Below are 25,974 nucleotides of genomic sequence, written 5' to 3'. Positions count from 1 at the left end.
CTAAGGAAGGTCTGAACAACCCGCTCTGCCGCCCGGATTGCGGCATCGTGGCGCCGGCCTGGCGTCGCTTTCGAGCCGGATTTCGCCCGTGCAGGGCGGTTTTTGGCGGGTTTCCCCGCCTTACGGACGCACTGCTCCCGTCGTCGGCAACAAACGCCGGCGCGCCATCCACAGGTTCGACAGCGCGAACAGCGTCAGCACCTGCGCCGCGTTCTTCGCCAGGCCGCGGTAGCGCACCTTCGTGTAGCCGAACTGCCGCTTGATCACCCGGAACGGGTGCTCCACCTTCGCCCGCAGACTGGCCTTGTAGCGCTCCCACCGCTCGGCGTAGCGCCGCTCGCGCTCGTTCTTCATCGCACGCAGCTTCGACGGCTTCTCCGCGATCAGGAATCCGGCGTCCACGTCCTGCAGCTCCTCGCGCTTCTCGGCACCCGTGTAGCCGCTGTCGCCGCACACCGTGTCTTCCCGGCCGTGCAGCAGCTTGTGCACCTGCGTCACGTCGGCCACGTTCGCCGCCGTGCATTCCACGTGGTGCACCAGACCGGACGCGTCATCCACGCCGATGTGCGCCTTCATCCCGAAGAACCACTGGTTGCCCTTCTTGGTCTGGTGCATCGCCGGATCGCGCTCGCCCGCCTTGTTCTTGGTCGAGCTCGGCGCACTGATGATCGTGGCATCCACGATCGTGCCACTGCGCAGGCTCAGGCCCTTGCGCTGAAGATGGGCGTTGACCTGCTCGAAGAGCTTCTCGGCCAGCCCGTACGTCTCCAACAGCCGGCGGAAGTTGAGGATCGTCGTCTCGTCCGGGATGTCGGCAAGCCCGCCCAACTGCGCGAAGCGGCGCATCACCGGCGTGTCGTACAAGGCTTCTTCCATCGCCGGGTCGCTGAGCGCATACCACTGCTGCAGGAAGTGGATGCGCAGCATCGTCGCCAACGGATAGGGCTGGCGACCGGGACGGCCCATCTTCGGGTAGTGCGGCTCGATCAGACCCAGCAGCGCCTGCCACGGCACCACCTGCTCCATCTCCGCCAAAAACACCTCGCGCCGCGTGCGCTTGCGGCTCCCCAGACCCTCGGCATCACCGAACGACAGCTGCATCGCACTCACCCCGATCACGGTGAGGCATTGTCGCGCAATCGGGCGGAGTTGTTCAGACCTTCCCTAACGACGCGGCCGGATCCGCCAGCTGGATCTCGACCTCGGCACGCGGCAGGCGCCAGCGCCCTTGGGCGTTGCGCTCGCGGCGCGCGGTGATTCGGGTGCGGATCGGGCCCGGATTGTTTTTGAACTTGCGCAGCGCAAACACCAGGCTGGCCGACAGGCAGTTGGCCACGCCTGCCAGCAGCAGGTGGGCCGGGCTTGGCCCTGCGCCGGCCCCCAACGGGGCCGGCTCGTCGGTGTGCAGTGCGTCTAGCCCGGTGCCTTCGAAGCTCACCCGAAAGGCATACGGCCCTTCCTGTTCCAGCAGCAGGTGGATCCCTTCACTTTCGCTCACGGCACACCCTCCTCATGGCTTCATGCCGCCTTTTGGCCGGCAAGCTGGCGCTGTCGCAACGTGTAGTAAAGCAGCGGAATCACCACCAGCGTCAGCAAGGTGCTGACGAAGATGCCGAAAATCAAGGAAATCGCCAGGCCGTTGAAGATCGGGTCATCCAGGATGAAGAACGCACCCAGCATCGCCGCCACGCCGGTCAGGGCGATCGGCTTGGCACGCACGGCGCAGGCATCGATCACCGCCCGGGTCAGGGGCACACCGCGCGCGGTTTCCTGGTTGATGAAGTCCACCAGCAGGATCGAGTTACGCACGATGATACCGGCCAGCGCGATCATGCCGATCATGCTGGTGGCGGTGAACTGCTTGCCCAGCAGGGCATGGCCGGGCATCACGCCGATCACGGTCAGCGGAATCGGCGCCATGATCACCAGCGGCACCAGATAGCTGCGGAACTGCGCGACCACCAGCAGGTAGATCAGCACCATCCCGGCGGCGTAGGCAATCCCCATGTCACGGAAGGTTTCATAGGTGATCTGCCATTCGCCATCCCACTTGATGGCGTAGTTGCTGCTGTCATCCGGCTGGCGGATGAAGGTCTGCGCCAGATGCTGGCCGTCCACCGTCTGCGAGTTCAGCTTGCTGACCACCGAGAACATGCCGTACAGCGGGCTGTCCAACTTGCCGGCCTCATCGGCGGTGACATACACCACAGGCAGACCATCCTTGTGGTAGATCGCGCCATCCCAGGGTGCTTTCACCACCCGCACCAGCTCCGACAACGGCACCAACTGCCCTTGGGTGCTGCGCACCTTGAGCGCCAGCAATGAAGACAGCGCCGCCTGGTCCTGCGCCGGCAGACGCAACCGCACCGGCCGCGGGTACTTGGACACACCATCGTGCACATAGGTGGCATCCAGCCCCGACACCGCCATCGCGATGGCATCGGCAATCGCCGCCTGCGGCACACCCAAGCGGGCGGCGCGCTCACGATCGACCACGATCTGTTCGCGCGGCGCATCGGCCTCCACGCTGGTGTCGATATCGACGATGCCCTCGGTGCTGGCAAACGGCCCCTTGGCCAGCGCCGTGGCGACCTTGCGCTGCCCGGCATAGTCCGGGCCATAGACCTCGGCCACCAGCGGCGAGAGCACCGGCGGGCCCGGCGGCACTTCCACCACCTTCACCGAGGCGCCGTATTTCTGCGCGATCTTGGTCAGCATCGGCCGCATCGCCAGGGCAATCTCATGGCTCTGCCGCTTGCGGTGATGTTTGTCCACCAGATTGATCTGCAGATCACCCATGTAGCTGGCGTTGCGCAGGAAGTACTGGCGCACCAGACCGTTGAAGTTGATCGGCGAGGCAGTGCCTGCGTAGCCCTGGTAGTTCAGCACTTCCGGGACGGTATCCACGGCTGCCGCCAGCTCGGCCAGGACGGCGCTGGTCTGCTCGACCGTGCTGCCCTCCGGCATGTCCAGCACGACCTGCACCTCGGACTTGTTGTCGAACGGCAGCATCTTGAGCACCACCAGCTGGAACACGGCCAGCGACGCCGCCACCAGCACCAGCCCGATCATCGAGGCAAACAGCAGTGCCCGCTTGCGGCCGGCGCGCTCGCCGTGCAGGAACGGCGACATCACCCGCTCGAACAACCGGTGCAGCCAGGTTTGCTGGTGCTCCTCGTGTATGTGGTCGACTTCGGCCTCATGACCGTGCCGAGCCAACAGCTTGAGCGACAGCCACGGCGTGACGATCAGCGCCACGGCCAACGACAGCAACATGCCAACCGATGCGTTGATCGGAATCGGCCGCATGTAAGGGCCCATCAACCCGGACACGAAGGCCATCGGCATCAGCGCGGCAATCACCGTCAGCGTCGCCAGGATGGTCGGGCCGCCGACCTCGTCCACCGCCAACGGAATCACTTCGCGCAGGGTGCGCTTGCGGCCGTCGGCATCGGGGATGGCCAGGTGCCGGTGGATGTTTTCCACCACCACGATGGCGTCATCGACCAGGATGCCGATCGAGAAAATCAGCGCAAACAGCGAGACGCGGTTGAGGGTGAACCCCATCACCTTGGAGGCAAACAGGGTCAGCGCCAGGGTCAGAATCACCGCGCTGCCGACCACGATGGCTTCCCGCCAACCAAGCGCAAACAGCACCAGCAGCACCACGCTGAAGGTGGCAAACACCAACTTCTGGATCAGCTTCTGCGCCTTGTCGGTGGCGGTGGCACCGTAGTCGCGGGTGATGGTGACCTTGACATCATCCGGGATCAGCTCGCCACGCAACTGCTGAATGCGCTCGGCCACCGCGCGGGTGATGTCGGAGGCATTGCTGCCAGGCTTCTTGGCAATCGCGATGGTCACCGCTGGCGCAAGCCCGGCCTTCGGGCCTTCCCGTCCGGCAGGCGCGCCATGCCAGACATAGCGCGAGGGCAGATCGCCACGCGGTTCGATGGTGGCCACATCGGACAGCAGGATCGGTTTGCCATCGCGGCTGCCGATCACCAGATTGGCCACATCATCGGCATTGGCCAGATAGGCACCGGCGGTGACCGGCACCGCCCCCTGGGCGGCATCCACCCGCTCACCGGCCTGATGCACCAGATTGGCGGCTTGCAATGCCTGCGCCAGATCATTGACGCCCATGCCGTACGCGGCAAGTTTGGCGGCATCCAGGGTCACCAGCACGCTCTGGTCGGGCGCACCGATGGTGTAGATGTCACGGGTACCGGGAATACGCTTGAGCTCGGCTTCCAGCGTATGGGCAACTTGCGCCAGCCGGGTGGCATCCACCTGGGGATCGTCGCTCCACAGGGTCAGCGCCATCACCGGGACGTCATCGATGCCCTTGGGCTTGACCAGCGGCTGGCCCACACCGGCCCGCTGCGGTACGAAGTCCGCATTGGAGAACACCTGGTTGTAGAGCCGCACCAGGGCCTGCTGCCGCGGCACACCCACTTCGAACTCGACGGTCAGTACGGCCACACCCGGGCGGCTGATCGCATAGACGTGCTTGACGCCCTCGACCTCGGACAGCTTCTGCTCCAGCGGCGTGGCCACCCACTGCTCGACATCGCGGCTGCTGGCGCCATCGAACGGGACAATGACGTTGGCCATGGTCACGTCGATCTGCGGCTCTTCCTCGCGTGGCGTGATGGCCACGGCCAAAAGGCCCAGCAGCAGGCCCATGATGGCCAGGATCGGCGTGAGCGGATTGGCCTGGAACGCCGCCGCCAGCCGCCCCGAAATGCCCATGTGCGTGCGGCGATCAGTCACGGCCAGCCTCCATCGCCTTGCGTTGTGCCGCCAGCGCCTGCAGTGCCGCCACCGGATCGCGCGCCACCACATCGCCCGGCTTCAACCCGGAAATCACTTCCACCTGATCGCCGCGCTGACCGCCCAGCCGCACCTGGCGCAGCAACAGGCGGCCATCCTGCACCACATAGACGGCGGTCAGCTCACCGCGCCGAGCCACGCTGGCGGAAGGAATGGACACCCCGCGTCCATCCGGACCATCGGCATCGGCCGCGAATACGACTTTGGCGGTCGTGCCCGGAGCCGGCGCTGGATCCAGCGTCGGCAGGTTCACCCGAACATTGACGCTGTGGCTGAGGGGATCGGCCGCCGGAAACACCACCACGCTCGCGGGCGTGACTCGCCGGCCATCGGCCAGCAGCACGGTGGCTTCCGGATTGCGCCGAATGGCATCACCACGGCTCTGCGGCACCGCCACCTCGATGCGCAGCGCGCCCGGGGCATACAGGCTCATCAGCGGCATGCCGGGCGCGACGGTTTCTCCGGGTTCCACCCAGCGCCGGCTGATCACGCCGTCATACGGTGCGCGCACCACGGTGTAGGCCGCCTGCTGGCTAGCCTGCGCCACGGCGGCCGCTGCCGCATTGCGTGCGGCCACCGCGGCGTCACGGGCGGCGCGCGCCTGGTCAAGCTGAGCCTTGGAGACATACTGCGTATCGGCCAGCGCGGAAAAGCGCCGGTAGTTCTGCTCGGCCTCCACGGCCTGCGCCTCGGCTGCACGCAGCTGCGCGCGCGCCAGATTGGCGCCGGCTTCCTGCTCGACATTGCTGATCCGCAGCAACACGTCACCGGCATGCACGGCCTGGTTCACATCCACCCGCACCTCCAGCACGCGGCCCGAGGTCTGCGCCGCCAGATCAGCACGGCGAACCGCTTCCACCACGCCATCCCAGCTATGGCCGGGCATGTCGTTCCCAGCCTCGACCTTGAACGTGGCAAACCCAGCCGGAAGTGCGGGTGCGGTGGCCTGCGGCGTCTGCCCGCCACAGGCGGCAAGCGCCAGTGTCAGCGCCGCCGGCAGCAGCAATCGCTTACTTGAACGCACAGCCGCCTCCCTGCACACCCAGCTTCTTGAAGATCATCGCCGCCGGGCAGAACCCGGTGAAGCTGGCCTGCAGCATGTTCAGCCCGATGAAGGCGGTGAACAGCAGCCATTTCGGCGAGACGAAGTACACCAGAGCGACGCTGATCAGGATCATCACGCCAGCAAACGCCATCACGGCACGGTCGAGGTTCATGGGGGATCTCCTTGCAGATAAAGTCAGATCAAACGATTGCATTGCGGCTGTCGCGTCCGGCTCAACGCCGGGCGCGACACGGGCAGGCACATCCGGACCGTCAGCGCGACCTCAAGACGGGCGCTTTGCGTCTTTCAACCGCTCGATGCCAAGCAGGCTGAGGATGTGCTTTTCGTAAATCGGTTCGCTGGTGCCATTGCGCATCTTGTACAGGAAGTACTTCTCAAAGCCGATCTTGGCCAGGTGCACCCACTTGCCGATCTTGGTCCAGGTGACATTGCGCGGCGGAATCTGCGGCAGTGCCACGAAGGCCGCGCCGGTATCGCCCATGTCGGCCAGGCACACCGCATTCCAGGTGCCCTCGTAATCGGGGGTCCGGCCTTCCAGTTCGGCCTTGATGTTGCGGACGATGGTGGTGACCATCGACTCGATCATGAAGCCGGTCTTGGGCGCACCGGTCGGCACCGGGGTCGGCTCGACCGGCGGGATCGCCACGCATACGCCCGCCGAGAAAATCTTCGGATACTTCGGGCTGCGCTGATGCTTGTCCACGATCACGAAGCCGCGCGGATTGCACAGCCCGTCCACCGCCGCCACGGCATCCACACCCTTGAATGCCGGCAGCAGCATGGAGAACTTGAACGGCAGCACCTGCGGCTCCAGCGGCTGGCCCTTGGCGTCATGCGGCACCACCGTCATCTCGCCATCGCGCACTTCGGCCACTTTGGCGTTTTCGATCCACTTGATGTGGCGCTGGCGCATCTCCGACTCCATCAGCCCCTTGGAGTCACCCACCCCGCCCAGGCCCATGTGGCCGATATAGGGCTCGCTGGTGACAAAGGTGATCGGCACGCGATCGCGCAGCTTGCGCTTGCGCAGATCGGCATCGACGATCATCACGAACTCGTAGGCCGGGCCAAAGCAACTGGCACCTTGCACCGCACCGATCACGATCGGGCCGGGGTTCTGCAGGAACGCCTGGTAAGCCTTCCAGGCGTGTTCAGCATGCGGCGTGGTGCAGACCGACTGGGTGTAGCCGTTCTCCGGCCCAGTTCCCGGCACTTCGTCGAATGCGAGCTTCGGGCCGGTGCAGATCAGCAGGTAGTCGTAGTCAATCCGCTCGCCGCTGCCGGTGATCACGGCATCGTGCTCGGCATCGATTTTGGCCACCCCATCGCCATTGAAGACGATGCCGTGCTTTCCGACGTAGTCGGCCACGTTGAGGGTGATGTCATCCGGCGTACGCCAGCCCACTGCCAGCCACGGGTTGGACGGCGTGAAGCTGAACTTTCCGCCCTGCCCGATCAGGATGATCTCGTGTCCTTTGCCGAGCGTTTCGCGCAGCTCATAGGCCGCACTCATCCCGCCCAGCCCCGCACCCATCACAACGATCTTGGCCATGTCAAATCCCCTCTCAAGGTGGTCTCCGGAAGTGCCGCAACTTTAACTGTTGCTAATATTAGTGTCAACTGATATAAAATCAAGCCATCGCTCAGGCCAGGTTGCCTACAGCTGCCGATAATCCCCGACCCATGAACGCCACCCCCCGCCGCCCCCGAACGCCAACCACAGGCACCACGCTATCCGGCATCGACGCCGAGGCCATGCGCACGCACGCCGGTGATGCCGCACGCATCCTGCGGTCACTGGCCAACGAGAACCGGCTGCTGCTGCTGTGCCTACTGGCCGGCGGCGAACATTCGGTCAGCGAACTCAATGCCCGTGTGCCGCTCAGCCAGTCAGCGCTGTCACAGCATCTGGCGCTGCTGCGTGAAAGCGGACTGGTCAACACCCGCCGCGAGGCACAAACGATCTACTACTCGCTGGCAGACGGGCCGGCCGGGCGGATCATCCAACTGCTGCACGAGCTCTACTGCGACGACGCCCGCACCTGCGCGGCCGCCTGAGCCGATCACGCCGCCGCATAGCGGGCGGCACCGCCCACCCAACGCGCGACGATGCGCTCGGCCTGCTCCGGCGCCTCGCGCAGCAGGCGATCGGCCAATGCGTGCACATGCGGCAGCAGATCGACATCGCGCCCCAGGTCCGCCATGCGGAAGCTGGCCAGCCCGGTCTGGCGGGTACCGAGCAGTTCGCCGGGGCCGCGCAGTTCCAGGTCTTTTTCGGCAATGGCAAACCCGTCGTTGGTCTGGCGCAGCGTATCCAGACGTTGTCGCGCCAGCGCCGACAGCGGCCCCTGATAGAGCAGGACACAGGTCGATGCCGTGCTGCCTCGCCCAACCCGTCCGCGCAACTGATGCAACTGCGCAAGGCCCAGCCGCTCGGCGTTTTCGATCACCATCAGCGACGCATTGGGCACATCCACACCCACCTCGATCACCGTGGTGGCCACCAGCAGCGCCAGCGCACCGTCCTTGAACGCCCGCATGGTGGCCTGCTTTTCCGCCGGCTTCATCCGCCCGTGCACCAGCCCGATCTGCACGCCTGGCAGCGCCGCCTGCAAGGCTTCGAAGGTGGACTGTGCGGCTTGCGCCTGTACTTCGTCGGAATCGTCGATCAGGGTGCACACCCAATACACCTGCCGCCCCTGCGCGCAGGCGAGGCGAATGCGCTCGATCAGCTCCGGCCTGCGTTCGACTGCCAGCGCAATGGTAGTCACCGGGGTCCGCCCTGGCGGTAGCTCGTCGATGGCAGAGACATCGAGATCGGCGTAGGCGCTCATCGCCAGCGTGCGCGGAATCGGAGTGGCCGTCATCACCAGCTGGTGCGGCACGCCACGCCGTCCCTTGTCACGCAGGGCCAGCCGTTGATGCACACCGAAGCGGTGCTGCTCGTCGATGATGGCCAGCGCCAGGTCATGAAACTCCACCCCGTCCTGCATCAGTGCATGCGTGCCCACCACCACCTGCGCTGCACCGGAGGCGACATCCTGCAATGCCTGCGCCCGTGCCTTGCCGGTCACCTTGCCCGCCAGCCAGCACAGGCGCACGCCCAGCGGCGCAAGCCAACCGTGCAGGGTGTGGTAGTGCTGCTCGGCCAGCAGCTCGGTCGGCGCCATCAATGCCACCTGCCGACCATCGGCCACCGCCAGCAGGGCGGCCAGCGCGGCCACCACGGTCTTGCCGCTGCCCACGTCGCCCTGCACCAGTCGCAGCATCGGACGCGGCCGGCACAGATCCTCGCGCAGCTGGGCATAGACCCGCTGCTGCGCCGCAGTCAGCGTAAATGGCAAGCGGTGCAACAGGCGTGCGACCAGGGTTTCATCACCGCGCAACGGCAGTGCGCCTTCGGCCTGCAACGCCAGCCGCTGCCGGCGCAGTCCCAACTGATGAGCCAGCAGTTCCTCCAACGCCAGCCGCCGCTGCGCCGGATGCCGGCCCGCCTGCAAGGCCGCCAGATCAGCGTCCGGCGGCGGGCGATGCAGGGTCAACAACGCGCTGCGCAACGTCGGCAGGCCCAGGGGGCGTAACCAGTCCTCCGGCAGCAGTTCCAGCGCCGCCTCCTCTGGCAGGTGGTCGAGCGCCTGCATGATCAGCCGACGCAGGCTTGCCGGCCCCACGCCCTCGATCGCCGGATAAACCGGATCCAATGTCTCGCTCAGGTCATGCCCGTGCTCGCCCAGGAGGCGGTAGCTGGGATGCACGATCTCCAGCCCCTGCGGGCCCAGCCGTGGCGTGCCATAGGCGCGCACTCGCGCACCGATCGCAAACTGCGCCGCCTGCTGGGCCCGAAAATGGAAAAACCGCAGCAGCAAGGTGCCGGTCGCATCGGTCAGGGCCACCTTGAGCTGCGGGCGGTAACGAAAGGCGCGCTCGACCGCCTCCACCCGGCCTTCCACCTGCACTGATACGCCGGGCTGCAAGGCGGCGATCGCGGTCAGCCGGGTGCGGTCTTCGTAGCTGCGTGGCAGATGCAGCCACAGATCCTGCACGCTGACCAGGCCACGGGCAGCCAGCGCATTCCCCAGGGCAGGCCCGACGCCGCGCAGCGCCGTGATCGGCGTATCGGCTTCAACGAGGGCAGGACGCGGCGGGGCCGGCATGACGGGGCGCCTCTGGCAACAGCGGGACGCGGCGTCAGCGGGACTTCAGCACCATCACCGCATCGACCTCGAACCCGGCCCCTTTGGGCAGTGCCGATACTTCGATGGTGGAGCGCGCCGGATACGGCGGCGTAAAGACCTCGCTCATGACCGCATTGACAGTGGCAAACTGGGTCAGGTCGGTCAGGTACAGCCCGACCCGCACCACATCGTCGAGACTCCCGCCAGCGGCTGCGCAGACCGCCTTGAGGTTGGCAAAGGCCTGCATCGCCTGGGCGCGGATATCGCCGGCCACCAGCTCGCCGGTGGCAGGGTCAAGCGGGATCTGGCCACTCAGAAACACCAGCTCGCCGGCGCGAACCGCCTGCGAATAGGGGCCAATGGCGGCTGGGGCAGCATCGGTCTGGATCGGGGTGCGGGACATGAGGGCTCCAAACAGGACACACGCCCCGGATTGTAGCCGCGCCGGCGCTCATCCCCGCTGCACGTCCTGCACCACCTGCAACCGGCGCACGCCACGCAGCACCTCGGCCAGATGCCGGTCATCGCGCACTTCGATGCCAAAGCGCAGCACCGCGATACTGCGGTCGCGCTCCAGATACTCCACCCGGTCGATGTTGGACTCGGCTCGCGCCACCGCCGCGGCGACCTGCGCCAACACGCCGGGCCGGTTTTCGACGTCGATGCGGATCGATGCACTGAAACTGCCGGTGACTTCACGCGCCCAGTCCACTGCCACCCAGCGTTCCGGCGATTTGCGGTATTCGCTGACGTGGGGACAGTCCAGCCGGTGCACCACGATGCCCTTGCCGGCGGTGTGGTAGCCCATGATCGGATCGCGCGGAATCGGCTGGCAGCATTGGGCAAAGCTGATCACGCCGCGCTCGCCGCCGGTGATGAAGATGCGCTCTTCCGGCCGCTGCTGCGCAATGGCGACATCGGCTGGCGCGCCTTCCGCCGGCTGCGCCAGCGCCTGTGCCACCTGGACCGGCATCCGATTGCCGAGCGCGATGTCGGCCAGCAGCGCCTCCAGCCGGGAGTAGCGATTCTCTGCCAGATACGCCTCCAGCCGATCCATCGGGATGCGGTCAAGTGCAGTACCGAGCACACCCAGCGCACGATCCAGCATGTAATGCCCAAGCTGCACCGCATCCTCATGCTCCAGCTGCTTGAGATGCTGGCGGATGGCGGTACGCGCCTTGCTGGTCACCACAAATTCCAGCCATTGCGCGCTCGGCGCTGCTGATTTGGCGGTGATGATCTCCACGGTCTGGCCGCTGACCAGCCGGGTACGCAGCGGCGCCAGCCGTTTGTCGATCCGCGCGGTGACGGCATGATTGCCGACATCGGTATGCACCGCATAGGCAAAATCCAGCGCCGTGGCATTGCGTGGCAGCGCCAGGATGTCGCCCTTGGGTGTGAACAGGTACACCTCGTCGGGGAACAGATCGACCTTGACGTTTTCCAGAAACTCCAGCGACGAGCCGGTGCCGCGCTGGCTTTCCACCAGGCTTGCGATCCAGGCCGCCGCCCGGGCCTGGGCGCTATTGCCGCTGCTGCCTTCGCCGGCTTTATAGGCCCAGTGCGCCGCCACCCCGCGCTCGGCGATCAGATCCATTTCGCGGGTACGAATCTGCACCTCGATCGGCGCGCCATACGGCCCGAACAGAACCGTGTGCAGCGACTGGTAGCCATTGGCCTTGGGAATGGCGATGAAGTCGCGGAAGCGGCCATCGACCGGCTTGTACGCCGCATGCACCACGCCCAGTGCGTGGTAGCAGTCGGCCACCGTATCGACCACGATGCGGAACCCGAACACATCCATCACCTGATCGAAGCTGCGGCCCTCCGCCCGCATCTTCGAATACACGCTCCAGGGCGTCTTGACCCGCCCGACCAGACGGTGTTCCAGCTTTTCCATGGCCAGCCGCTGGGCCAATCGCGCCTCGATCTGCGCCAGCGCCTCACGTCGCGCCAACGGCTGGCTGCGGATGCGCTTTTCGATCACCGCATGCCGCCACGGATGCAGGGCCCTGAAACCCAGATCCTGCAACTCCGACTTGACCAGGTTCATGCCCAGCCGCTGCGCGATTGGGGCGTAGATTTCCAGGGTTTCAATGGCGATCCGCCGACGCGCTTCCGGCAACTGCGCCCCCAGAGTGCGCATGTTGTGCAGCCGGTCGGCCAGCTTGATCAGGATCACCCGCAGATCACGCGCCATCGCCAGCAGCATCTTGCGGAAACTTTCCGCCTGCGCCTCCTGCCGGTTGGCAAACTGCACCTTGTCCAGCTTGGTGACACCATCGACCAGCTCGGCCACGGTCTCCCCGAACTGTGCTGCGATATCGGCACGGGTGAGCGGCGTGTCTTCGAGGGTATCGTGCAGGATCGCCGCGACCAGCGTCTCCACGTCCAGCCCCTGCTCGGCCAACACCTGCGCCACCGCCACCGGATGGGTGATGTAAGGCTCGCCTGACTTGCGGTTCTGCCCGGCGTGCGCCGCCGCACCCACCGCCCAGGCTCGGCGCAGCATGGCTTTCTGGGTGTCGTTCAGGTAATGCGCCGCCTGCTCCAGGGCCTGCACATAGTCCGGCACCACGTCGTCATCGCACGCGGCGGGATAGACAGGCAGGGCGGGATCGGTCGTCGGCATACCCCGAGACTACCCGCGCCGCAGCCAGTGGTAAAGAAACCCCTGCCCCCAAACGCAAGACGGCCCATGCGGGCCGTCGGGTGATGCGTCGAAATTTGCAGACCGCAGGGTGGGTCAGTCGTCGCCCTTGAGGTCGTCGTCGCCGGCGACCACTTCGGCAGCCGCCCACTCCAGCGCCTCGCGCTCCTTGCGCTCACGCTCGGCCTTCTCCACCGCGTCGATGAAATCGGCGTCGATGGCACGTGCGGCAATCTCGCGCAACGCCAGCACGGTCGGCTTGTCGTTGGCCTCGCTGTTGTCGATCTTCGGCTCCACGCCTTCCGCCAGCTGACGGGCGCGGCGGGCTGCCATCATCACGAGTTCGAAGCGGTTATCGACCACCTGCAGGCAGTCTTCGACGGTAATCCGGGCCATGTCTGTCCTGCGGCCATCCGGCCGCCACATCATCGAAAGGGGCGCAAGAATACCGGCTTGCGTCCGTCTGCGCAAGGCCAACCCTTTCAAATCATGGACTTATGCCGCAAGCCTCACGGCTGGCCCAGCAGGGTCTGCAACAACTCGGCGTGCCGAACCTGCTGCACCTGGCGGCGCAGGCGGCTGGCCGTGAAGATGCTGTGCATCTGCTCCACCGCGGTTTCGAACACCTCGTTGACGATCAGGTAGTCGAACTCGTGGTAGTGACTCATCTCTTCGCGGGCAGCGGCCAGCCGGCGCTGGATCACCTCTTCGCTGTCCTGGCCGCGTTTGCGCATGCGCTCCTCCAGCGCCGCACGCGAGGGCGGCAGGATGAACACGCTCACCGCATCCGGCACCTTGGCCCGCACCTGGCGCGCGCCCTGCCAGTCGATTTCCAGCAGCACGTCCTTCCCCTCGGCCAGCAGCGGTTCCACCGACTGCCGGGCGGTACCTTTCCAGTCGCCGTGCACCATCGCGTATTCGAAAAACTCCCCGGCCGCCACCATCGCCTCGAACTCTTCGCGGCTGACGAAGTGGTAATGCTCGCCCTGGCGCTCGCCCGGGCGCGGCGGCCGTGAGGTGAACGAAATCGACAGCCGGATGTCCGGGTCACGGGCCAGCACCGCATTGACGATGCTGGATTTCCCGGCTCCCGAGGGAGCGGCGACGATGAACAACGTTCCGCGCATGGCAACTGGCCCGGTCATGGGAGGTCCTGGTTCATTCGATATTCTGGATCTGCTCGCGGATCTGGTCGATCAGCACCTTCAGTTCGACCGCGGCATTGCTGGTCCGCACGTCCACCGACTTGCTGCCCAGGGTATTGGCCTCTCGGTTGAACTCCTGCAGGAGAAAATCCAGCCGCCGGCCCACCGGCTCCCGGCCGCCACGCAGGATCCGGCGCAACTCGGCCAGATGGCTGTCGAGGCGATCCAGCTCCTCGTCCACGTCCAGCTTTTGCAGCCACAGCACCAGCTCTTGCTCCAGCCGCCCTGGATCGGCTGGCTGGGCCAGCTCGGCCAGGCGCGCCTGCAGTTTCTGCCGCTGACCCGCGCGGATCTGCGGCAACAGGGTGCGCAGCTCGACGACGATCCGGGCAATCGCCTCGGCCCGTTCACCGATCACCGCCGCCAGCTTGCCGCCTTCCCGCTCGCGCGCAGCGGTGAACTCATCGAGCACGGCATCCAGCAAGGCCAGCGCCTCGTGCTGCAACGCCTCGCCATCCACCGCCGCCGCCTGCAAAAGCCCCGGAAACTGCAACAGCTCGACAAAAGACACCTGCAGCTGCGGAAACTGCTCTGCCTGCAACCGCCGCGCCAGCGTCCCCAGCTGGGCGGCCAAGGCGGTATCCAACTGCAGCGACTCGCCGGTCTGGGCCGCCCGCAAACGCAGCACCAGTTCCAGCTTGCCGCGCCCCACCCGGGCGGCGACACGTTCGCGCAGCACCGGTTCTGCCGCGCGCAGCTCCTCCGGCAGCCGCAGGCCCAGCTCCAGAAACCGGTGGTTCACCGCGCGCAGCTCGGCCGACAGCACGCCCCAGGGGGTGCTGCGCTCACCGGCGGCATAAGCGGTCATGCTGCGGATCATGACTGTCCCCGTATTGCAAAGCGCGCATGGTAATGCAGGACGGGCCACCATAGCCGCTGGCCCACTCCCCCTGCGCTGGCGCAGCCCTCGATATTCAACGGTTCCCTTGCATGCCGAGGTCGCGCTCGGCCATGCTTGCGCACCGGCCGCAGCCCGCCGATGGGCGCGCCGGCCTCCCGCCGTTTGGCTTTCCGGGATTTTCTGCATGACCTCACTCCGCCCCAGCGGGCGCGCACCCGAGCAGATGCGCGCCGTCACCCTGCAACGCGGTTACACCCGCCACGCCGAAGGCTCGGTGCTGGTCAGCTTTGGCGAAACGCGGGTGCTGTGCACCGCTACCGTCGAGGCCAAGGTGCCCGCCTTTTTGCGCGGCAAAGGGGAGGGCTGGGTCACCGCCGAGTACGGCATGCTGCCGCGCGCCACCCATACCCGCAGCGAACGCGAGGCTGCGCGAGGCAAACAGGGCGGTCGGACACTTGAAATCCAGCGCCTGATCGGCCGCAGCCTGCGCGCCTGTGTCGATCGTGCAGCGCTGGGCGAACGCACCATCACCCTCGACTGCGACGTGCTGCAGGCCGACGGCGGCACCCGCACCGCAGCCATCACCGGCGCCTATGTCGCCCTGGTCGATGCCGTGACCGCCCTGCACAAGGCAGGCGAACTCAAGCGCGACCCGATCCTGGGCGCGGTGGCCGCCGTCTCGGTGGGCATCTACCGCGGTGTACCGGTGCTCGATCTGGACTATGCCGAGGACAGCGACTGCGATACCGACATGAACGTGGTGATGAACGACGGCGGCGGCTTCATCGAACTGCAGGGCACAGCCGAAGGCCATGCCTTCCGCCGCAACGAGCTCGATGCCCTGCTGACCCTGGCGGAACAGGGCTGTCACGCCCTGTTCGCGGCGCAACGTGCAGCACTGGCGGAGTGACGTGATGCGCCTGGTGCTGGCCAGTAGCAATGCCGGCAAGCTTGCCGAACTACGCGACCTGTTGGGCGAAGGCATCACCCTGCACGCCCAGTCCGAGTTTGGCGTCACGGACGCCGAGGAAACCGGGCTGTCCTTCATCGAAAACGCCATCCTCAAGGCCCGCCACGCCGCCCGCGCCACCGGCTTGCCAGCACTCGGGGACGATTCCGGCCTGTGCGTGGATGCCCTCGGCGGCGCACCCGGGCTGTACTCGGCGCGCTATGCCGGCCGCCATGGCGACAGCGACGCCAATATCGACCGCCTGCTGCGCGAACTCGAAGGCATCCCGGATGCCGACCGCAGCGCCCGCTTCGTCTGCGTGCTGGCGCTGGTGCGACACCCCGAAGATCCGCTGCCGCTGATCGCCGAAGGCCGCTGGGAAGGCCGCATCCTGCAGGCGCGCCGCGGGCAGCACGGCTTCGGCTACGACCCGGTGTTCTTCTCACCCGCGCACGGCTGCAGCGCCGCCGAACTGCCGCCGGACATCAAAAACCGCGACAGCCACCGCGGCCGTGCGCTCAAGGCCCTGCGCACCCTGCTGGCCAACACACCCGGCATCGACACGTGACAGCCACCATGACACTGCCGGGCGATGCCGCCTTGCCGGGCGGTCTGCTGCAACCGCCGCCGCTGGCACTGTACGTGCACCTGCCGTGGTGCGTGCGCAAATGCCCGTATTGCGACTTCAACTCACACGAGGGCAAAGGCCCCCTGCCTTTCGACGCCTATGTGGACGCCCTGCTGCGCGACCTCGATGCCGAGCTGCCACTGGTCTGGGGACGGGTGGTGCACAGCGTGTTCTTCGGCGGCGGCACGCCCTCGCTGTTTCCGCCGCAGGTGATCGACCGCTTTCTGCAGCAGGCCAGTGCCCGGCTGCGTTTCGCCCCGGATGTCGAAATCACCTTGGAGGCCAACCCTGGCACGGTGGAGCACGGGCCGTTTCAGGGGTTTAGAGCTGCGGGCATCAACCGGCTCAGCATCGGCGTGCAGAGCTTCGATGACGGCTGCCTCAAGCGGCTGGGCCGCATCCACACCGCCGGCGACGCCGAGCGTGCGGTCAAAGCGGCGCAGGACGCCGGCCTGGACAACCTCAATCTGGACCTGATGTATGCGCTGCCGGGCCAGTCCCTGCCACAGGCGCTGGACGACATCGCACGGGCGATCGCGCTGACACCTGCCCACATCAGCCATTACCAGCTCACGCTCGAGCCGGGCACGCGCTTTGCCGCCCGACCGCCGGACGACCTGCCCGATCCTGATACCGCCTGGGACATGCAGGAGGCCTGCCAGGCACACCTGGCCACCGCAGGATTTGCCCAGTACGAAATCAGCGCCTACGCCCGACCGGGGCGGCAATGCGTGCACAACCTCAACTACTGGCAGTTCGGGGATTACCTGGGCATCGGTGCCGGCGCGCACGGCAAACTGACCCTGGCCGCCGAAGGCCGCATCCTGCGCCGCTGGAAAATCCGCCATCCTGGGCTGTATCTGGACAAAGCCGGGCATCCAGAGGCGATCGGCGGCGAAGAAACCTTGACCGCACAACGACTACCGTTCGACTTCATGCTCAACGCGCTGCGCCTGAACGCAGGCGTCCCGGTGGCCATGTTCGAAGCCCGCACCGGCCTGCCACGGGCTGTCATTGCCGAAAAGCTGGCAGTCGCGCAGGCGCGCGGCTGGCTGGAGGCAGCCCCCGACCACCTGCGCCCGACCGAACTCGGCCGGCGCTTCGCCAACGACGTGATCGCCCTGTTCCTGGACTGAAGACACCCCGATTGAGACGCCCGTCAATCGCGCATACCATGCGACAGACGTGGCGCACAAGGAGTGTCAGCGCGGTGAGCTTGGACAGTCCATCCCGGTTGCAGGCGGCTACGCTGGCAGACGCCGCGTTGCCGCGCCGCGCCAAACTGGCGCTCGAAAACGTCCAGACCGAACTGCGCGCCCGCCTGGAGCCGCAGCTGCCACTGCTTCTGCAAGACACCGGGCAGGCCCTGGCGCAGGCCACCCCTGTCGATACCGACGAACCACAGCAGGCTGCCCGTCAGGCCGCACTGTATGGCCTGAGCCGCAATGCTGCAGCGTTCTCGCGCCGCTTCCTGGCCGCGCTGGAATCGGCCCTGGCCAACCTGCAGACCCCCCGTAAGGCACCGGAACCCACCCCCGTCGCCCCCAGCGAACTAGCCCTTCTGGACGAGGCGACCCTGGACGAACAGGCCACGCTGGCCAACGTCGCCAGCCGCCTGGAAGCGCGCAACAGCCTGGCGCTGCAGCTGCTCGGGCACCGGCTGGGTGTGCTGGCCACCACGCCGGCACTCGAGGGCGAGCAGCTGCCGCTGGGCCCGTATTCGCTGTGCCGGGTGCTGCTGGACGCCGCCGACGCCCTCCAGCTGCCCAGCGAAGCACGCCGGTTGCTGCTGTTGCAATTCGAAAAGCGCATGACCGAGCTCTATCCGGAGCTCTTGGATGCCTGCAACGCCCGGCTGATCCAGGACGGCATCCTGCCGCATCTGAGCTTCATCCCGGTGCGTGTTCAACCGTCCTCGACCCGCCGCAGCACCGCACCCTCCAACGCCGACGCCACCCGTCCGGCATCCCCCAACCGGGCCACCCCGGCAGATATCCACACGACTGCCGCGGCGATGCCAGACTTCAACGCGCTGCGGGCGCTGCTGCAACAGCGCCGCCTGCTGCTCGACAAACTGCGCCCAGGCAGCACCGCGCCGTCTGCGCGCGAGCCTCTGTCGCAAGCCGAACTGCTGGACACCCTGCACCACCTGCGCCGCCAGGCTGTTCCGGCCGCCAGCCTGGACGAGTACCGGCAGATCCTGCTGGCCCAGGCCCGCCAGACGCATGGCCATGGCATGACGCTGGCCACACCCGACAACGACAGTTTCGAGCTGCTGTCGCTGTATCTGGCGCAACTACGCCGCCAGCTGCGCCCGCGCAGCCCGGGCGACACCCTGGTGGAACGGCTGCGCCTGCCGCTGCTGCAGCTGGTTCTGCGCGACCCCGGCTTTTTCACCCAACCGGCCCATCCAGCGCGGCAGCTGTTGAACGCGGTCTCGGTGGCCGGTGCGCGCTGGCTGGCCGCAGATGACATCGACAACCAGTGGCTGGGCCTGTTGCAGCGTGCCGTCACCTCCGTGCAGCAAGATGACGACGGCAAGCCTGAAACTTTTGCCGAGGCCAACCAAACCTTGCAGTCAGGGCTGATGGCGCAGGCGCGCCGGATCGAGATGGCGGAACGGCGACAGATCGAAGCCGCCCGCGGTCGTGAAAAGCTGGCGCTGGCCCGGCAGCGGGCCGCCCAGGTGCTGGATGGGTTACGCGGGGGCCGCAGCCTGGGGCGCTTCCAGAGCATCCTGCTGGAGCAGGCCTGGCTCGACGTGCTGGCACTGACCCACCTGCGCAGCGGCGAACACGACAGCGCCTGGCAGGAGGTGCTCGACACCAGCGCGCGCATCATCGACATCCTGACCGGCACCGTGCCGCCGCCGGACGACGACGCATTGGCCAGCCGCATCCGTGACGCGCTGGCGCAGGTGGGCTACCACGGCGCCGATGCCGCCGCCATCGCCGCGCAACTGGTTCAGACCGCAGCGGACGAGGGCTTGGCTTCGCGTACCGAACTGTTGGTGCAACTGCGCGCCCGCGCCCGGCTGGGCGAAGGCAGCGAGCCGCAGGCCGCGCCTCCGGTACCGCTGACGCCCAGCGAACAGGACGCCCGCGAGCGCTTGCGAACCCTGCCCTGCCCGGTCTGGGTGGAGCTGCTGGATCCCAACGACGACCCGCTACGCCGGCGTCTGGCCTGGGTGAGCGCGCACACCGCCCAGGCCCTGCTGCTCAACCGGCGTGGTCAGCGCATCGGTACCGAAGATCTGGATGTGCTGGCGCGGATGCTGGCTGCCGGCCACTTGCGCATTCTGGAACGCGACGTCACCCCGGCGGAAGCGGCTTGGGAGACGCTGCTGGCCAGCCTGCAACGCACGGGTGCCAGCGATGCCGCCTTAGCCACTGCGGAGGTGCCCGATGGCGATTGAATCGCGCCGCCAGGTTCGCCGCACGGTTCCTGGCATGGTGGACGTGTATGACACCATCCGCGAGGAATCCCTGGGCCACCTCGGCAATGTCTCGGTCGGCGGCATGCTGCTGATCGCCCGCCATCGTCTGCCCGACGATGCCCTGTTCCAGCTGCGCTTCCAGCTTCCGGATGGCCTGCCTGGTGCACCACCGCTGGAAGTCGGCGCACATGTGCTCTGGCAGGATCGGGCCGGGGCACCCGGGCAGTTCTGCGTCGGGATGCGCTTTCTCGGCCTGGCACCGGAGGCTGTCCAGCGCCTGCGCCTGTGGACGGAACAACCCGATCACTGACGCCGGAGCGCCACGCCCCTGCAGTGCGCCGGCCAATGCGCGACAATCGCTGCTTCTTCCTCACCCGACCACGCCGATGTCCACGCCCGCCCTCGCTGACCTGTATCCGGCCCACCTGGACGTGCTGCAGGCACGCGCCGCCGAGGCGCTGCGCCGCAGCGGTCATGACCATCTGGTGATCCCCAGCGGCACCGTGCATTACCAGGTGTTCGACGACCGCGACTACCCATTTGCGGTCAACCCGCAGTTCAAGGCCTGGCTGCCGCTCACCCAGGCGCCCGGCAGCTGGCTGGTCATCACGCCCGGCGTGCGCCCGAAACTGGTGTTCCTGCAGCCACACGACTACTGGCACGTGGTCCCAACCCTGCCGCAGGGCTACTGGGTCGAGCATTTCGACATCATCGTGATCCGCACCGCCGATGAGGCCGCACGCCACCTGCCCGCTGACCCGGCACGCTGCGCCATCCTCGGCGAACCACAGAGCGCTCTGGGTGCCTATGTCCCCAACAACCCGGCACCGGTGCTCCACTATCTGGACTATCACCGCGCCTTCAAGACGCCTTACGAGATCGCCCTGATGCGCGCGGCCAACCGGATCGGCGTGCGCGCCCACCGTGCCGCCGAGCGTGCCTTCCGGGCCGGGGCCAGCGAGTTCGGCATCCACCTGGCTTACTGCCAGGCCGCAGGCCAGGATGCCAATGACCTGCCTTACAGCAACATCATCGCTCTCAATGAACACGCCGCGGTGCTGCACTACACCCAGCGTGATCGCCTGCCACCGCGCCCGCTGCGCAGTTTCCTGATCGACGCCGGCGCGGACTGCAGCGGCTATGCCGCCGACATCACCCGCACCTATTCGGCACAGGACGACGACTTCGCCGCCCTGATCCAGGCGGTGGATCAGGTGCAGCAGGCGCTGTGCGATCTGGTGCGGCCAGGCGTGGACTACCCCTGGCTGCATCTGGAAGCGCACCGCCGGTTGGCCGCAGTCCTGCGCGACTTCGATGTGATCCGTCTGGATCCGGAAGAAGCACTCCAGCGCGGCGTCAGTCGTGTGTTCTTCCCGCATGGCATCGGCCATGGCATTGGCCTGCAGGTGCACGACGTCGGCGGCTTTGCCGCCTCCGATGCCGGCGGCACGCTCGCCAAGCCGGAGGGCCACCCCTATCTGCGTCTGACCCGCACGCTGGCACCCGGAATGGTGGTGACCATCGAACCCGGCCTGTACTTCATCGACATGCTGCTGGAAGACCTCAAGGCACGGGGCCTGGAAGACACCGTGAACTGGGCACGGGTGGCGCAGTTCCGTCCGTATGGTGGCATCCGCATTGAGGACGATGTGGTGTGCACCGAGGACACCCCGATCAACCTGACCCGCGAGGCGTTCGCAGACCTGCACTGACCGCGCCGCGCGTTCGGGGCAACCCGGGCGCGATCGCACATGCCCCATGCCCGCGCTGTCGTGTCAGGCCCCAGCCATCAGCGCTTCCACCTCGTCTGCGCTGCGTTCCAATGCGGCGGTCAGCACCCGGTGACCATCACGGGTGATCAGCACGTCGTCCTCGATCCTGACCCCAAGACCACGCCAGCGGGGCGGCACCGAGACATCATCGACACCGATGTACACGCCGGGTTCGATGGTGACCACCATACCCGGCTCGAGCAGGCGCGAGGCGCCGTCGATGCGGTACTCGCCGACATCGTGCACGTCCAGCCCCAGCCAGTGCCCGGTCTTGTGCCGGTAATAGCGGCTGCAGTCGCCGTTTTCCAGCACCTGCGCCAGCGTCCCTTGCAGCAGCCCCAGCGACAGCAGCCCCTCGGCCACGGTTGCAAGCGCCGCCCGGTGCATCGCCTCGTATGGCACCCCGGGACGCGCCTGTTCCAACGCCGCCGCCTGCGCCTGACAGACCAAATCATGCAGCGCCCGCTGCTCGCGGCTGAAGCGCCCGCTCACCGGGAAGGTACGGGTGATGTCGGCGGCATAGCCGGCGTATTCGGCACCGGCATCGATCAAGACCAGATCACCGGCGCGCGCTTTGCCGGTATTGGCGCTGTAATGCAGGATGCAGGCATGCGCACCGGCACCGACGATGCTGGCATAGGCAGGCTGTGCGCCATGCCTGCGAAACACATATTCCAGCTCGGCCTGCAGCTCGTACTCGTGAATCCCCGGACGTGCCGCCCGCATCGCCGCCCGATGCGCTTCGACGCTGATGTCGGCGGCACGCTGCATCAGGGCGATCTCGTCGGCTGACTTGAACAGGCGCAGCTCGTCGAGCAGGTGACCCAGCTCCAGGAACTCGTGTGGTGGCTGGGCACCACGCCGCACCTGTGCCCGCACCCGGTTGAGCCAGCCGATCAGCTTGAGGTCGAACGCCGCATCACGACCGAGGTGGTAATACACCCGGCGCCGTCCCTCCAGCAGGCCGGGCAGGATGTCATCGATGTCGGCAATCGGATACGCATCGTCCATCCCCAGCTGCGACACCGCGCCTTCCGGCCCCAGCCGCGGGCCATCCCAGCCCTCGCGCTCGGGGTCACGCTCGCGGCAAAACAGGATGGCTTCGCCATGCCGCCGGCCCGGCACCAGCACCAGCACCGCCTCCGGCTCTGCGAAACCGGTCAGATACCAGAAGTCGGAATCCTGCCGGTACGGGTAATGGGTGTCATGGCTGCGGATGCGCTCGGGCGCCGCCGGCACGATCAGGATCGCCTCGTCACCGGCCGCCTGCATCAGGGCACGGCGGCGACGGGCAAGCAACTGGCGCCAGCGCGCGCTCGACAGCATCGTCCTGCGCCTCCGTCAGTGCAGACGCTGCCGATGGCGTGGCGCCAACACGCAATCGGCGTGCAACAGCAACACCGCCATGCGCAGGTATTCCTCGATTTCCACCAGCGCCTGCTCGTCACTGCCATCGTCGTTTTCCGCCACCTGCGCCGATGCCAGGCTGGCCAGATCACGCAATGCCTCTTGCCCTTCGTCGGAGAGCGCCTTGCCTTGCACCGCCAACCCAAACCCGCCGAGAAAGCCACGACACCAGGCGAACAGGGCTTCCGCGCGAGCCAGCACGTCGGTCTCCGGCAACAACAGCTCAAACCCCAGCGCCGGATCGTCGAGCTGGGCCAGGCTGGCCCCGTGCAGGCGGTCGAGCGCATCGCCCGGCTGCGGAGCAGGCAGGTCAGGATTGGCCAGCACCTGCGCCAGCCAGTCGGGAGCATCGGCCCCACCGGCGGCCAGCCATCCACACAAGGCACCGTGCAACTCCGCCGGGGTACTGGCCAAGGCCAGCCGGTCCGCAGCCTGGGCGACCTCATTCCAATCCGGCAACCGGTTATCACTCACGCACGCAGTCCTCGCCAGCCGATTTGGGAAGCTCTGACCAACGCCATCCTGCAGGGTCAGCCCATGCCGAGCCCGGCACCTGCCCGGGTCGGCGCACACGAACGGATCTGGTCGGCCATCCATGTCCGACCGGAATCTCCGACGCATTCGGAGATCGCCGTGTCGCCAGTGTAGCAATCACGCCCGCGTGCTTGTTGCCGGTACCTCGGCATGCCTACACTTCCGCGTATGCTGCCGCCCAAGACCTGGAAACCGCCGTGGCTGGCCGCGAGTATGTGGCTGAGCCCGGCGGCTGCCTACGCCGGCCCCCTCGGGGCCGACGGCAGTGACGTCTTGGTGCTGCTACTGGCCGCGCTGACCCTGCTGCTGGCATGGCTGGCGCTTGCCTCGCGCCGCCGCCGCGACCAGGAACAATAGCGCCATCTGCGCCTGCTGAAAGAGCGCGAGCAACGCCTGCGGCTGGCCCTGTGGGGCTCCAACGAGCTGTACTGGCAGATCGACTTCGACACCGGCACGCTCGAACTCACCCGCGCCGAACCGGGCCAGGCCGATCAACTGGTGATGCACACCGTCCTGGCCAAAGACCCGCGCATCCATCCGGACGATTTGCCACACGTGCGCCGGCAACTGGTGGCCTACCTGCGCGGCGAGCTTTCGGTGTTCGAATGCGAGCACCGCATCCGCGGCGAGGATGGCGACTGGCAATGGGTTCGCACCCGCGGCCGCGCGGTCATGCACAATGCCAACGGCCGGGTGCGGCGGATGGCCGGCACCGCCCGCAACATCGACACACTGCGCGAACTGGAAAGCCAGCGGCAGATTGCCGCGGAAGTGCTGCGCAACATGCGCGAATCGGTGGCGGTTCTCGATGACGAATTTCATTTCATTGCCGCCAACCCGGCCTTCAGCCAGATGAGCGGCTACGATGTGGACGAGGTAATTGGCCAGGATACGGCCATCCTCAACAGCGACCGTCATCCACCCGAGTTCTACCAGGCCGCCCGGGATGCCATCCGTCGCCAGGCCAGCTGGAGCGGTGAGATGTGGCAGCGCCACAAGGACGGCCGCGACTTCCTGTGTGCGATGCAGTGCAATGCCATCGAGGATCCGGGGACGCGCCAACGTCTGTACATGCTAGTGACCAGCGACATCACCGAGCGGCGCCGGATCGAGCAGGAATTGCGCTACCTGGCCAATTTCGACCCATTGACCGGGCTGCCCAACCGCACCCAGCTGGCAGAACGCCTGTCGCAAGCAATCGTCCAGGCGCGCCGCAGTGGCGGCATGCTGGCGGTACTGTTTCTCGATCTGGACAACTTCAAGGACATCAACGACTCACACGGACACGCCACGGGTGATCGCGTCCTGCGCGCGGCCGCACAGCGGCTGCGTGACGTCGTCGGTGCGCAGCGTACCGTGGCCCGGATCAGCGGCGACGAGTTCGCGGTGGTGCTTGATAACCTGACCGCCGCCGAGGAGGCCGACCGCTGCGCCCGGCGCATCCTCGACGCCTTCGAAGCACCGCTGCAGCTGGACGAACGCCACGAGTTCGTGATTTCGCCCTCGATCGGGATCAGCCTGTTCCCCGACCACGCACAGGTACCGACCGACCTGATCAAACATGCCGATACCGCCATGTATCGGGCCAAGCGCCGCGGCAAGCGCAACTATGCCCGCTACTCGCCCGACATGGATCGCGACAGCCGTCGCCGCACCAGCCGAATCGCCGCGCTACGTCGGGCGATCGAGCGCGAGGAGCTGTCCCTGGTCTATCAGCCGGAACTGCACTTGACGCAGGGGCGCATCCATTCAGTCGAGGCGCTGCTGCGCTGGAACAGCACCGACCATGGCACCGTTCCGCCCGGCGAGTTCATCCCATTGGCGGAAGAAACCGGGCTGATCATTCCACTCGGCGAATGGGTGCTCGACCAGGCCTGCCGCACGTTGGTCGCCTGGCGTGCGGCCGGTGCCGATCCGGCGCTCAAGATGGCGGTCAACATCTCGGCCGTACAACTGCTGCGCAGTGACCTGCCCGACACCGTGGCGCGCATCCTGCAGCGGCACGCGCTGCCGCCCGGCGTGCTGGAACTGGAGCTGATCGAAAGCGTACTGATGAGCCATGCCGAGCAGGCGCTACGCCGCCTGCACGTGTTCCGCGAGCTGGGCGTCTCGATCGCGGTGGACGATTTCGGCACCGGCTACTCCTCGCTGTCGTACCTGCATCGCCTGCCGATCGACACCCTCAAGATCGACAAAACGTTCATTGACGGCGTGGCCGCCCCGGATGACCACGACGACGCCACCATCACCTCCACCATCATCGCCATGGCGCGCACGCTTGGCCTGGCCACCGTGGCCGAAGGCGTGGAAACGCCGGCCCAGCTGGCCTTCCTGCAGCGTCATGGCTGCGACATCGCGCAAGGCTTCCACATTTCCCGGCCACTGCCCGGCGATGACTGCCAGCACTTTCTCGAAACCGCCCCAGCCAGGGCCGGACACTGGCTTGACCCGGCCCCGACACCTGCCTAAGGTGCG

General features: G+C 66.9%; 23 protein-coding genes. 9 read left to right on the top strand and 14 right to left on the bottom strand.

The window, feature by feature from the left end:
* Positions 1 to 120: 120 nt before the first annotated feature.
* From BUA29_RS07515 to BUA29_RS07490, 6 genes are all read right to left on the bottom strand, one after another.
* Positions 121 to 1,101 (bottom strand): IS5 family transposase, encoded by a 981-nt coding sequence (locus BUA29_RS07515; RefSeq protein WP_072755831.1) that lies wholly within the window; start codon positions 1,099 to 1,101, stop codon positions 121 to 123.
* 52 nt (positions 1,102 to 1,153) lie between these two features.
* Entirely contained in the window at positions 1,154 to 1,498 is a 345-nt protein-coding gene (locus BUA29_RS07510) for an OsmC family protein (RefSeq protein ID WP_072755994.1), read from the bottom strand.
* 20 nt (positions 1,499 to 1,518) lie between these two features.
* Entirely contained in the window at positions 1,519 to 4,755 is a 3,237-nt protein-coding gene (locus BUA29_RS07505; RefSeq protein ID WP_178137906.1) for an efflux RND transporter permease subunit, read from the bottom strand.
* A gap of 13 nt (positions 4,756 to 4,768) precedes the next feature.
* Positions 4,769 to 5,860 carry an efflux RND transporter periplasmic adaptor subunit gene (locus tag BUA29_RS07500; protein ID WP_072755992.1) on the bottom strand — a complete coding sequence of 364 codons (1,092 nt, stop codon included), beginning with the start codon at positions 5,858 to 5,860 and terminating at the stop codon, positions 4,769 to 4,771.
* Complete coding sequence (locus BUA29_RS07495; protein WP_072755991.1) at positions 5,847 to 6,053, bottom strand: YgaP family membrane protein; 207 nt, start codon at positions 6,051 to 6,053, stop codon at positions 5,847 to 5,849. The genes BUA29_RS07500 and BUA29_RS07495 overlap by 14 nt, the downstream gene beginning before the upstream one ends.
* A 111-nt stretch (positions 6,054 to 6,164) precedes the next feature.
* A complete protein-coding gene (locus tag BUA29_RS07490; protein ID WP_072755990.1) occupies positions 6,165 to 7,454 on the bottom strand; it encodes an NAD(P)/FAD-dependent oxidoreductase in 1,290 nt (429 codons plus the stop codon).
* Between the two features lie 131 nt (positions 7,455 to 7,585).
* Between BUA29_RS07490 and BUA29_RS07485 the strand changes: the two genes are divergently transcribed.
* Entirely contained in the window at positions 7,586 to 7,960 is a 375-nt protein-coding gene (locus BUA29_RS07485; RefSeq protein WP_072755989.1) for an ArsR/SmtB family transcription factor, read from the top strand.
* A 5-nt stretch (positions 7,961 to 7,965) separates the two neighbouring features.
* On the opposite strand, the gene recG is transcribed toward BUA29_RS07485, so the two are convergent.
* The 6 genes from recG to BUA29_RS07455 all read right to left on the bottom strand — a co-directional run bounded on the left by recG (position 7,966) and on the right by BUA29_RS07455 (position 14,752).
* Positions 7,966 to 10,056 (bottom strand): ATP-dependent DNA helicase RecG, encoded by a 2,091-nt coding sequence (gene recG / locus BUA29_RS07480; RefSeq protein WP_072755988.1) that lies wholly within the window; start codon positions 10,054 to 10,056, stop codon positions 7,966 to 7,968.
* A 34-nt stretch (positions 10,057 to 10,090) separates the two neighbouring features.
* Positions 10,091 to 10,480, bottom strand: a complete 390-nt coding sequence (locus BUA29_RS07475) for a RidA family protein (protein ID WP_072755987.1) — start codon at positions 10,478 to 10,480, stop codon at positions 10,091 to 10,093.
* A 48-nt stretch (positions 10,481 to 10,528) separates the two neighbouring features.
* A complete protein-coding gene (locus BUA29_RS07470) occupies positions 10,529 to 12,709 on the bottom strand; it encodes a RelA/SpoT family protein (protein ID WP_072755986.1) in 2,181 nt (726 codons plus the stop codon).
* A 114-nt stretch (positions 12,710 to 12,823) separates the two neighbouring features.
* A complete protein-coding gene (gene rpoZ / locus BUA29_RS07465) occupies positions 12,824 to 13,123 on the bottom strand; it encodes a DNA-directed RNA polymerase subunit omega (protein WP_072755985.1) in 300 nt (99 codons plus the stop codon).
* Positions 13,124 to 13,236: 113 nt separating this feature from the next.
* Positions 13,237 to 13,854, bottom strand: a complete 618-nt coding sequence (gene gmk / locus BUA29_RS07460; RefSeq protein ID WP_072755984.1) for a guanylate kinase — start codon at positions 13,852 to 13,854, stop codon at positions 13,237 to 13,239.
* Positions 13,855 to 13,885: 31 nt separating this feature from the next.
* Positions 13,886 to 14,752 (bottom strand): YicC/YloC family endoribonuclease, encoded by an 867-nt coding sequence (locus tag BUA29_RS07455; protein ID WP_072755983.1) that lies wholly within the window; start codon positions 14,750 to 14,752, stop codon positions 13,886 to 13,888.
* A 205-nt stretch (positions 14,753 to 14,957) separates the two neighbouring features.
* Here BUA29_RS07455 and rph point away from each other — a divergent pair, with 205 nt between their 5' ends.
* From rph to pepQ, 6 genes are all read left to right on the top strand, one after another.
* The gene (gene rph, locus BUA29_RS07450; RefSeq protein ID WP_072755982.1) at positions 14,958 to 15,683 is read left to right on the top strand and encodes a ribonuclease PH; all 726 of its coding nucleotides are present in this window, start codon (positions 14,958 to 14,960) and stop codon (positions 15,681 to 15,683) included.
* 4 nt (positions 15,684 to 15,687) lie between these two features.
* Positions 15,688 to 16,290, top strand: a complete 603-nt coding sequence (gene rdgB / locus BUA29_RS07445; RefSeq protein ID WP_072755981.1) for an RdgB/HAM1 family non-canonical purine NTP pyrophosphatase — start codon at positions 15,688 to 15,690, stop codon at positions 16,288 to 16,290.
* 8 nt (positions 16,291 to 16,298) lie between these two features.
* Complete coding sequence (hemW, locus tag BUA29_RS07440; RefSeq protein ID WP_072755980.1) at positions 16,299 to 17,486, top strand: radical SAM family heme chaperone HemW; 1,188 nt, start codon at positions 16,299 to 16,301, stop codon at positions 17,484 to 17,486.
* Between the two features lie 74 nt (positions 17,487 to 17,560).
* Positions 17,561 to 19,765 carry a DUF1631 family protein gene (locus tag BUA29_RS07435; protein WP_178137905.1) on the top strand — a complete coding sequence of 735 codons (2,205 nt, stop codon included), beginning with the start codon at positions 17,561 to 17,563 and terminating at the stop codon, positions 19,763 to 19,765.
* Positions 19,755 to 20,096: a PilZ domain-containing protein gene (locus tag BUA29_RS07430; RefSeq protein ID WP_072755978.1), complete on the top strand. Its 342-nt coding sequence runs from the start codon at positions 19,755 to 19,757 to the stop codon at positions 20,094 to 20,096. Before BUA29_RS07435 ends, BUA29_RS07430 begins: the two co-directional genes overlap by 11 nt.
* A 76-nt stretch (positions 20,097 to 20,172) precedes the next feature.
* Positions 20,173 to 21,498 carry a Xaa-Pro dipeptidase gene (gene pepQ / locus BUA29_RS07425; RefSeq protein ID WP_072755977.1) on the top strand — a complete coding sequence of 442 codons (1,326 nt, stop codon included), beginning with the start codon at positions 20,173 to 20,175 and terminating at the stop codon, positions 21,496 to 21,498.
* A 63-nt stretch (positions 21,499 to 21,561) separates the two neighbouring features.
* On the opposite strand, the gene BUA29_RS07420 is transcribed toward pepQ, so the two are convergent.
* Together BUA29_RS07420 and BUA29_RS07415 are read right to left on the bottom strand one after the other, a co-directional pair.
* Positions 21,562 to 22,884 carry an aminopeptidase P N-terminal domain-containing protein gene (locus tag BUA29_RS07420; protein WP_072755976.1) on the bottom strand — a complete coding sequence of 441 codons (1,323 nt, stop codon included), beginning with the start codon at positions 22,882 to 22,884 and terminating at the stop codon, positions 21,562 to 21,564.
* A 15-nt stretch (positions 22,885 to 22,899) separates the two neighbouring features.
* Positions 22,900 to 23,439, bottom strand: coding sequence for a UPF0149 family protein (locus tag BUA29_RS07415; protein ID WP_072755975.1), 540 nt, complete (start codon positions 23,437 to 23,439; stop codon positions 22,900 to 22,902).
* Between the two features lie 228 nt (positions 23,440 to 23,667).
* On the opposite strand from BUA29_RS07415, the gene BUA29_RS07410 reads away from it, so the two are divergent.
* Both BUA29_RS07410 and BUA29_RS07405 read left to right on the top strand, forming a co-directional pair.
* On the top strand, positions 23,668 to 23,856 hold the full coding sequence (locus BUA29_RS07410; protein WP_072755974.1) for a hypothetical protein: 189 nt from the start codon (positions 23,668 to 23,670) through the stop codon (positions 23,854 to 23,856).
* Positions 23,857 to 24,000: 144 nt separating this feature from the next.
* Positions 24,001 to 25,968: a putative bifunctional diguanylate cyclase/phosphodiesterase gene (locus BUA29_RS07405; protein WP_072755973.1), complete on the top strand. Its 1,968-nt coding sequence runs from the start codon at positions 24,001 to 24,003 to the stop codon at positions 25,966 to 25,968.
* Positions 25,969 to 25,974: the final 6 nt, after the last annotated feature.

The organism is Thermomonas hydrothermalis (assembly GCF_900129205.1).
Classification (GTDB): domain Bacteria; phylum Pseudomonadota; class Gammaproteobacteria; order Xanthomonadales; family Xanthomonadaceae; genus Thermomonas; species Thermomonas hydrothermalis.
Note: the sequence above shows the minus strand (reverse complement) of the source record. Positions and strands in the feature narration are given on the sequence as shown.

What these genes read in the sequence shown, in the direction of transcription:
- BUA29_RS07475 (WP_072755987.1), bottom strand. Translation starts at nt 10,480, where the DNA reads ATGTCCCGCACCCCGATCCAGACCGATGCTGCCCCAGCCGCCATTGGC.
- rpoZ (WP_072755985.1), bottom strand. Translation starts at nt 13,123, where the DNA reads ATGGCCCGGATTACCGTCGAAGACTGCCTGCAGGTGGTCGATAACCGC.
- BUA29_RS07405 (WP_072755973.1), top strand. Translation starts at nt 24,001, where the DNA reads ATGCACACCGTCCTGGCCAAAGACCCGCGCATCCATCCGGACGATTTG.
- BUA29_RS07455 (WP_072755983.1), bottom strand. Translation starts at nt 14,752, where the DNA reads ATGATCCGCAGCATGACCGCTTATGCCGCCGGTGAGCGCAGCACCCCC.
- BUA29_RS07485 (WP_072755989.1), top strand. Translation starts at nt 7,586, where the DNA reads ATGAACGCCACCCCCCGCCGCCCCCGAACGCCAACCACAGGCACCACG.
- BUA29_RS07430 (WP_072755978.1), top strand. Translation starts at nt 19,755, where the DNA reads ATGGCGATTGAATCGCGCCGCCAGGTTCGCCGCACGGTTCCTGGCATG.
- hemW (WP_072755980.1), top strand. Translation starts at nt 16,299, where the DNA reads ATGACACTGCCGGGCGATGCCGCCTTGCCGGGCGGTCTGCTGCAACCG.
- recG (WP_072755988.1), bottom strand. Translation starts at nt 10,056, where the DNA reads ATGCCGGCCCCGCCGCGTCCTGCCCTCGTTGAAGCCGATACGCCGATC.
- BUA29_RS07505 (WP_178137906.1), bottom strand. Translation starts at nt 4,755, where the DNA reads ATGGGCATTTCGGGGCGGCTGGCGGCGGCGTTCCAGGCCAATCCGCTC.
- BUA29_RS07420 (WP_072755976.1), bottom strand. Translation starts at nt 22,884, where the DNA reads ATGCTGTCGAGCGCGCGCTGGCGCCAGTTGCTTGCCCGTCGCCGCCGT.
- rph (WP_072755982.1), top strand. Translation starts at nt 14,958, where the DNA reads ATGACCTCACTCCGCCCCAGCGGGCGCGCACCCGAGCAGATGCGCGCC.
- BUA29_RS07495 (WP_072755991.1), bottom strand. Translation starts at nt 6,053, where the DNA reads ATGAACCTCGACCGTGCCGTGATGGCGTTTGCTGGCGTGATGATCCTG.
- BUA29_RS07490 (WP_072755990.1), bottom strand. Translation starts at nt 7,454, where the DNA reads ATGGCCAAGATCGTTGTGATGGGTGCGGGGCTGGGCGGGATGAGTGCG.
- gmk (WP_072755984.1), bottom strand. Translation starts at nt 13,854, where the DNA reads ATGCGCGGAACGTTGTTCATCGTCGCCGCTCCCTCGGGAGCCGGGAAA.
- BUA29_RS07470 (WP_072755986.1), bottom strand. Translation starts at nt 12,709, where the DNA reads ATGCCGACGACCGATCCCGCCCTGCCTGTCTATCCCGCCGCGTGCGAT.
- rdgB (WP_072755981.1), top strand. Translation starts at nt 15,688, where the DNA reads ATGCGCCTGGTGCTGGCCAGTAGCAATGCCGGCAAGCTTGCCGAACTA.
- pepQ (WP_072755977.1), top strand. Translation starts at nt 20,173, where the DNA reads ATGTCCACGCCCGCCCTCGCTGACCTGTATCCGGCCCACCTGGACGTG.
- BUA29_RS07410 (WP_072755974.1), top strand. Translation starts at nt 23,668, where the DNA reads ATGCTGCCGCCCAAGACCTGGAAACCGCCGTGGCTGGCCGCGAGTATG.
- BUA29_RS07515 (WP_072755831.1), bottom strand. Translation starts at nt 1,101, where the DNA reads ATGCAGCTGTCGTTCGGTGATGCCGAGGGTCTGGGGAGCCGCAAGCGC.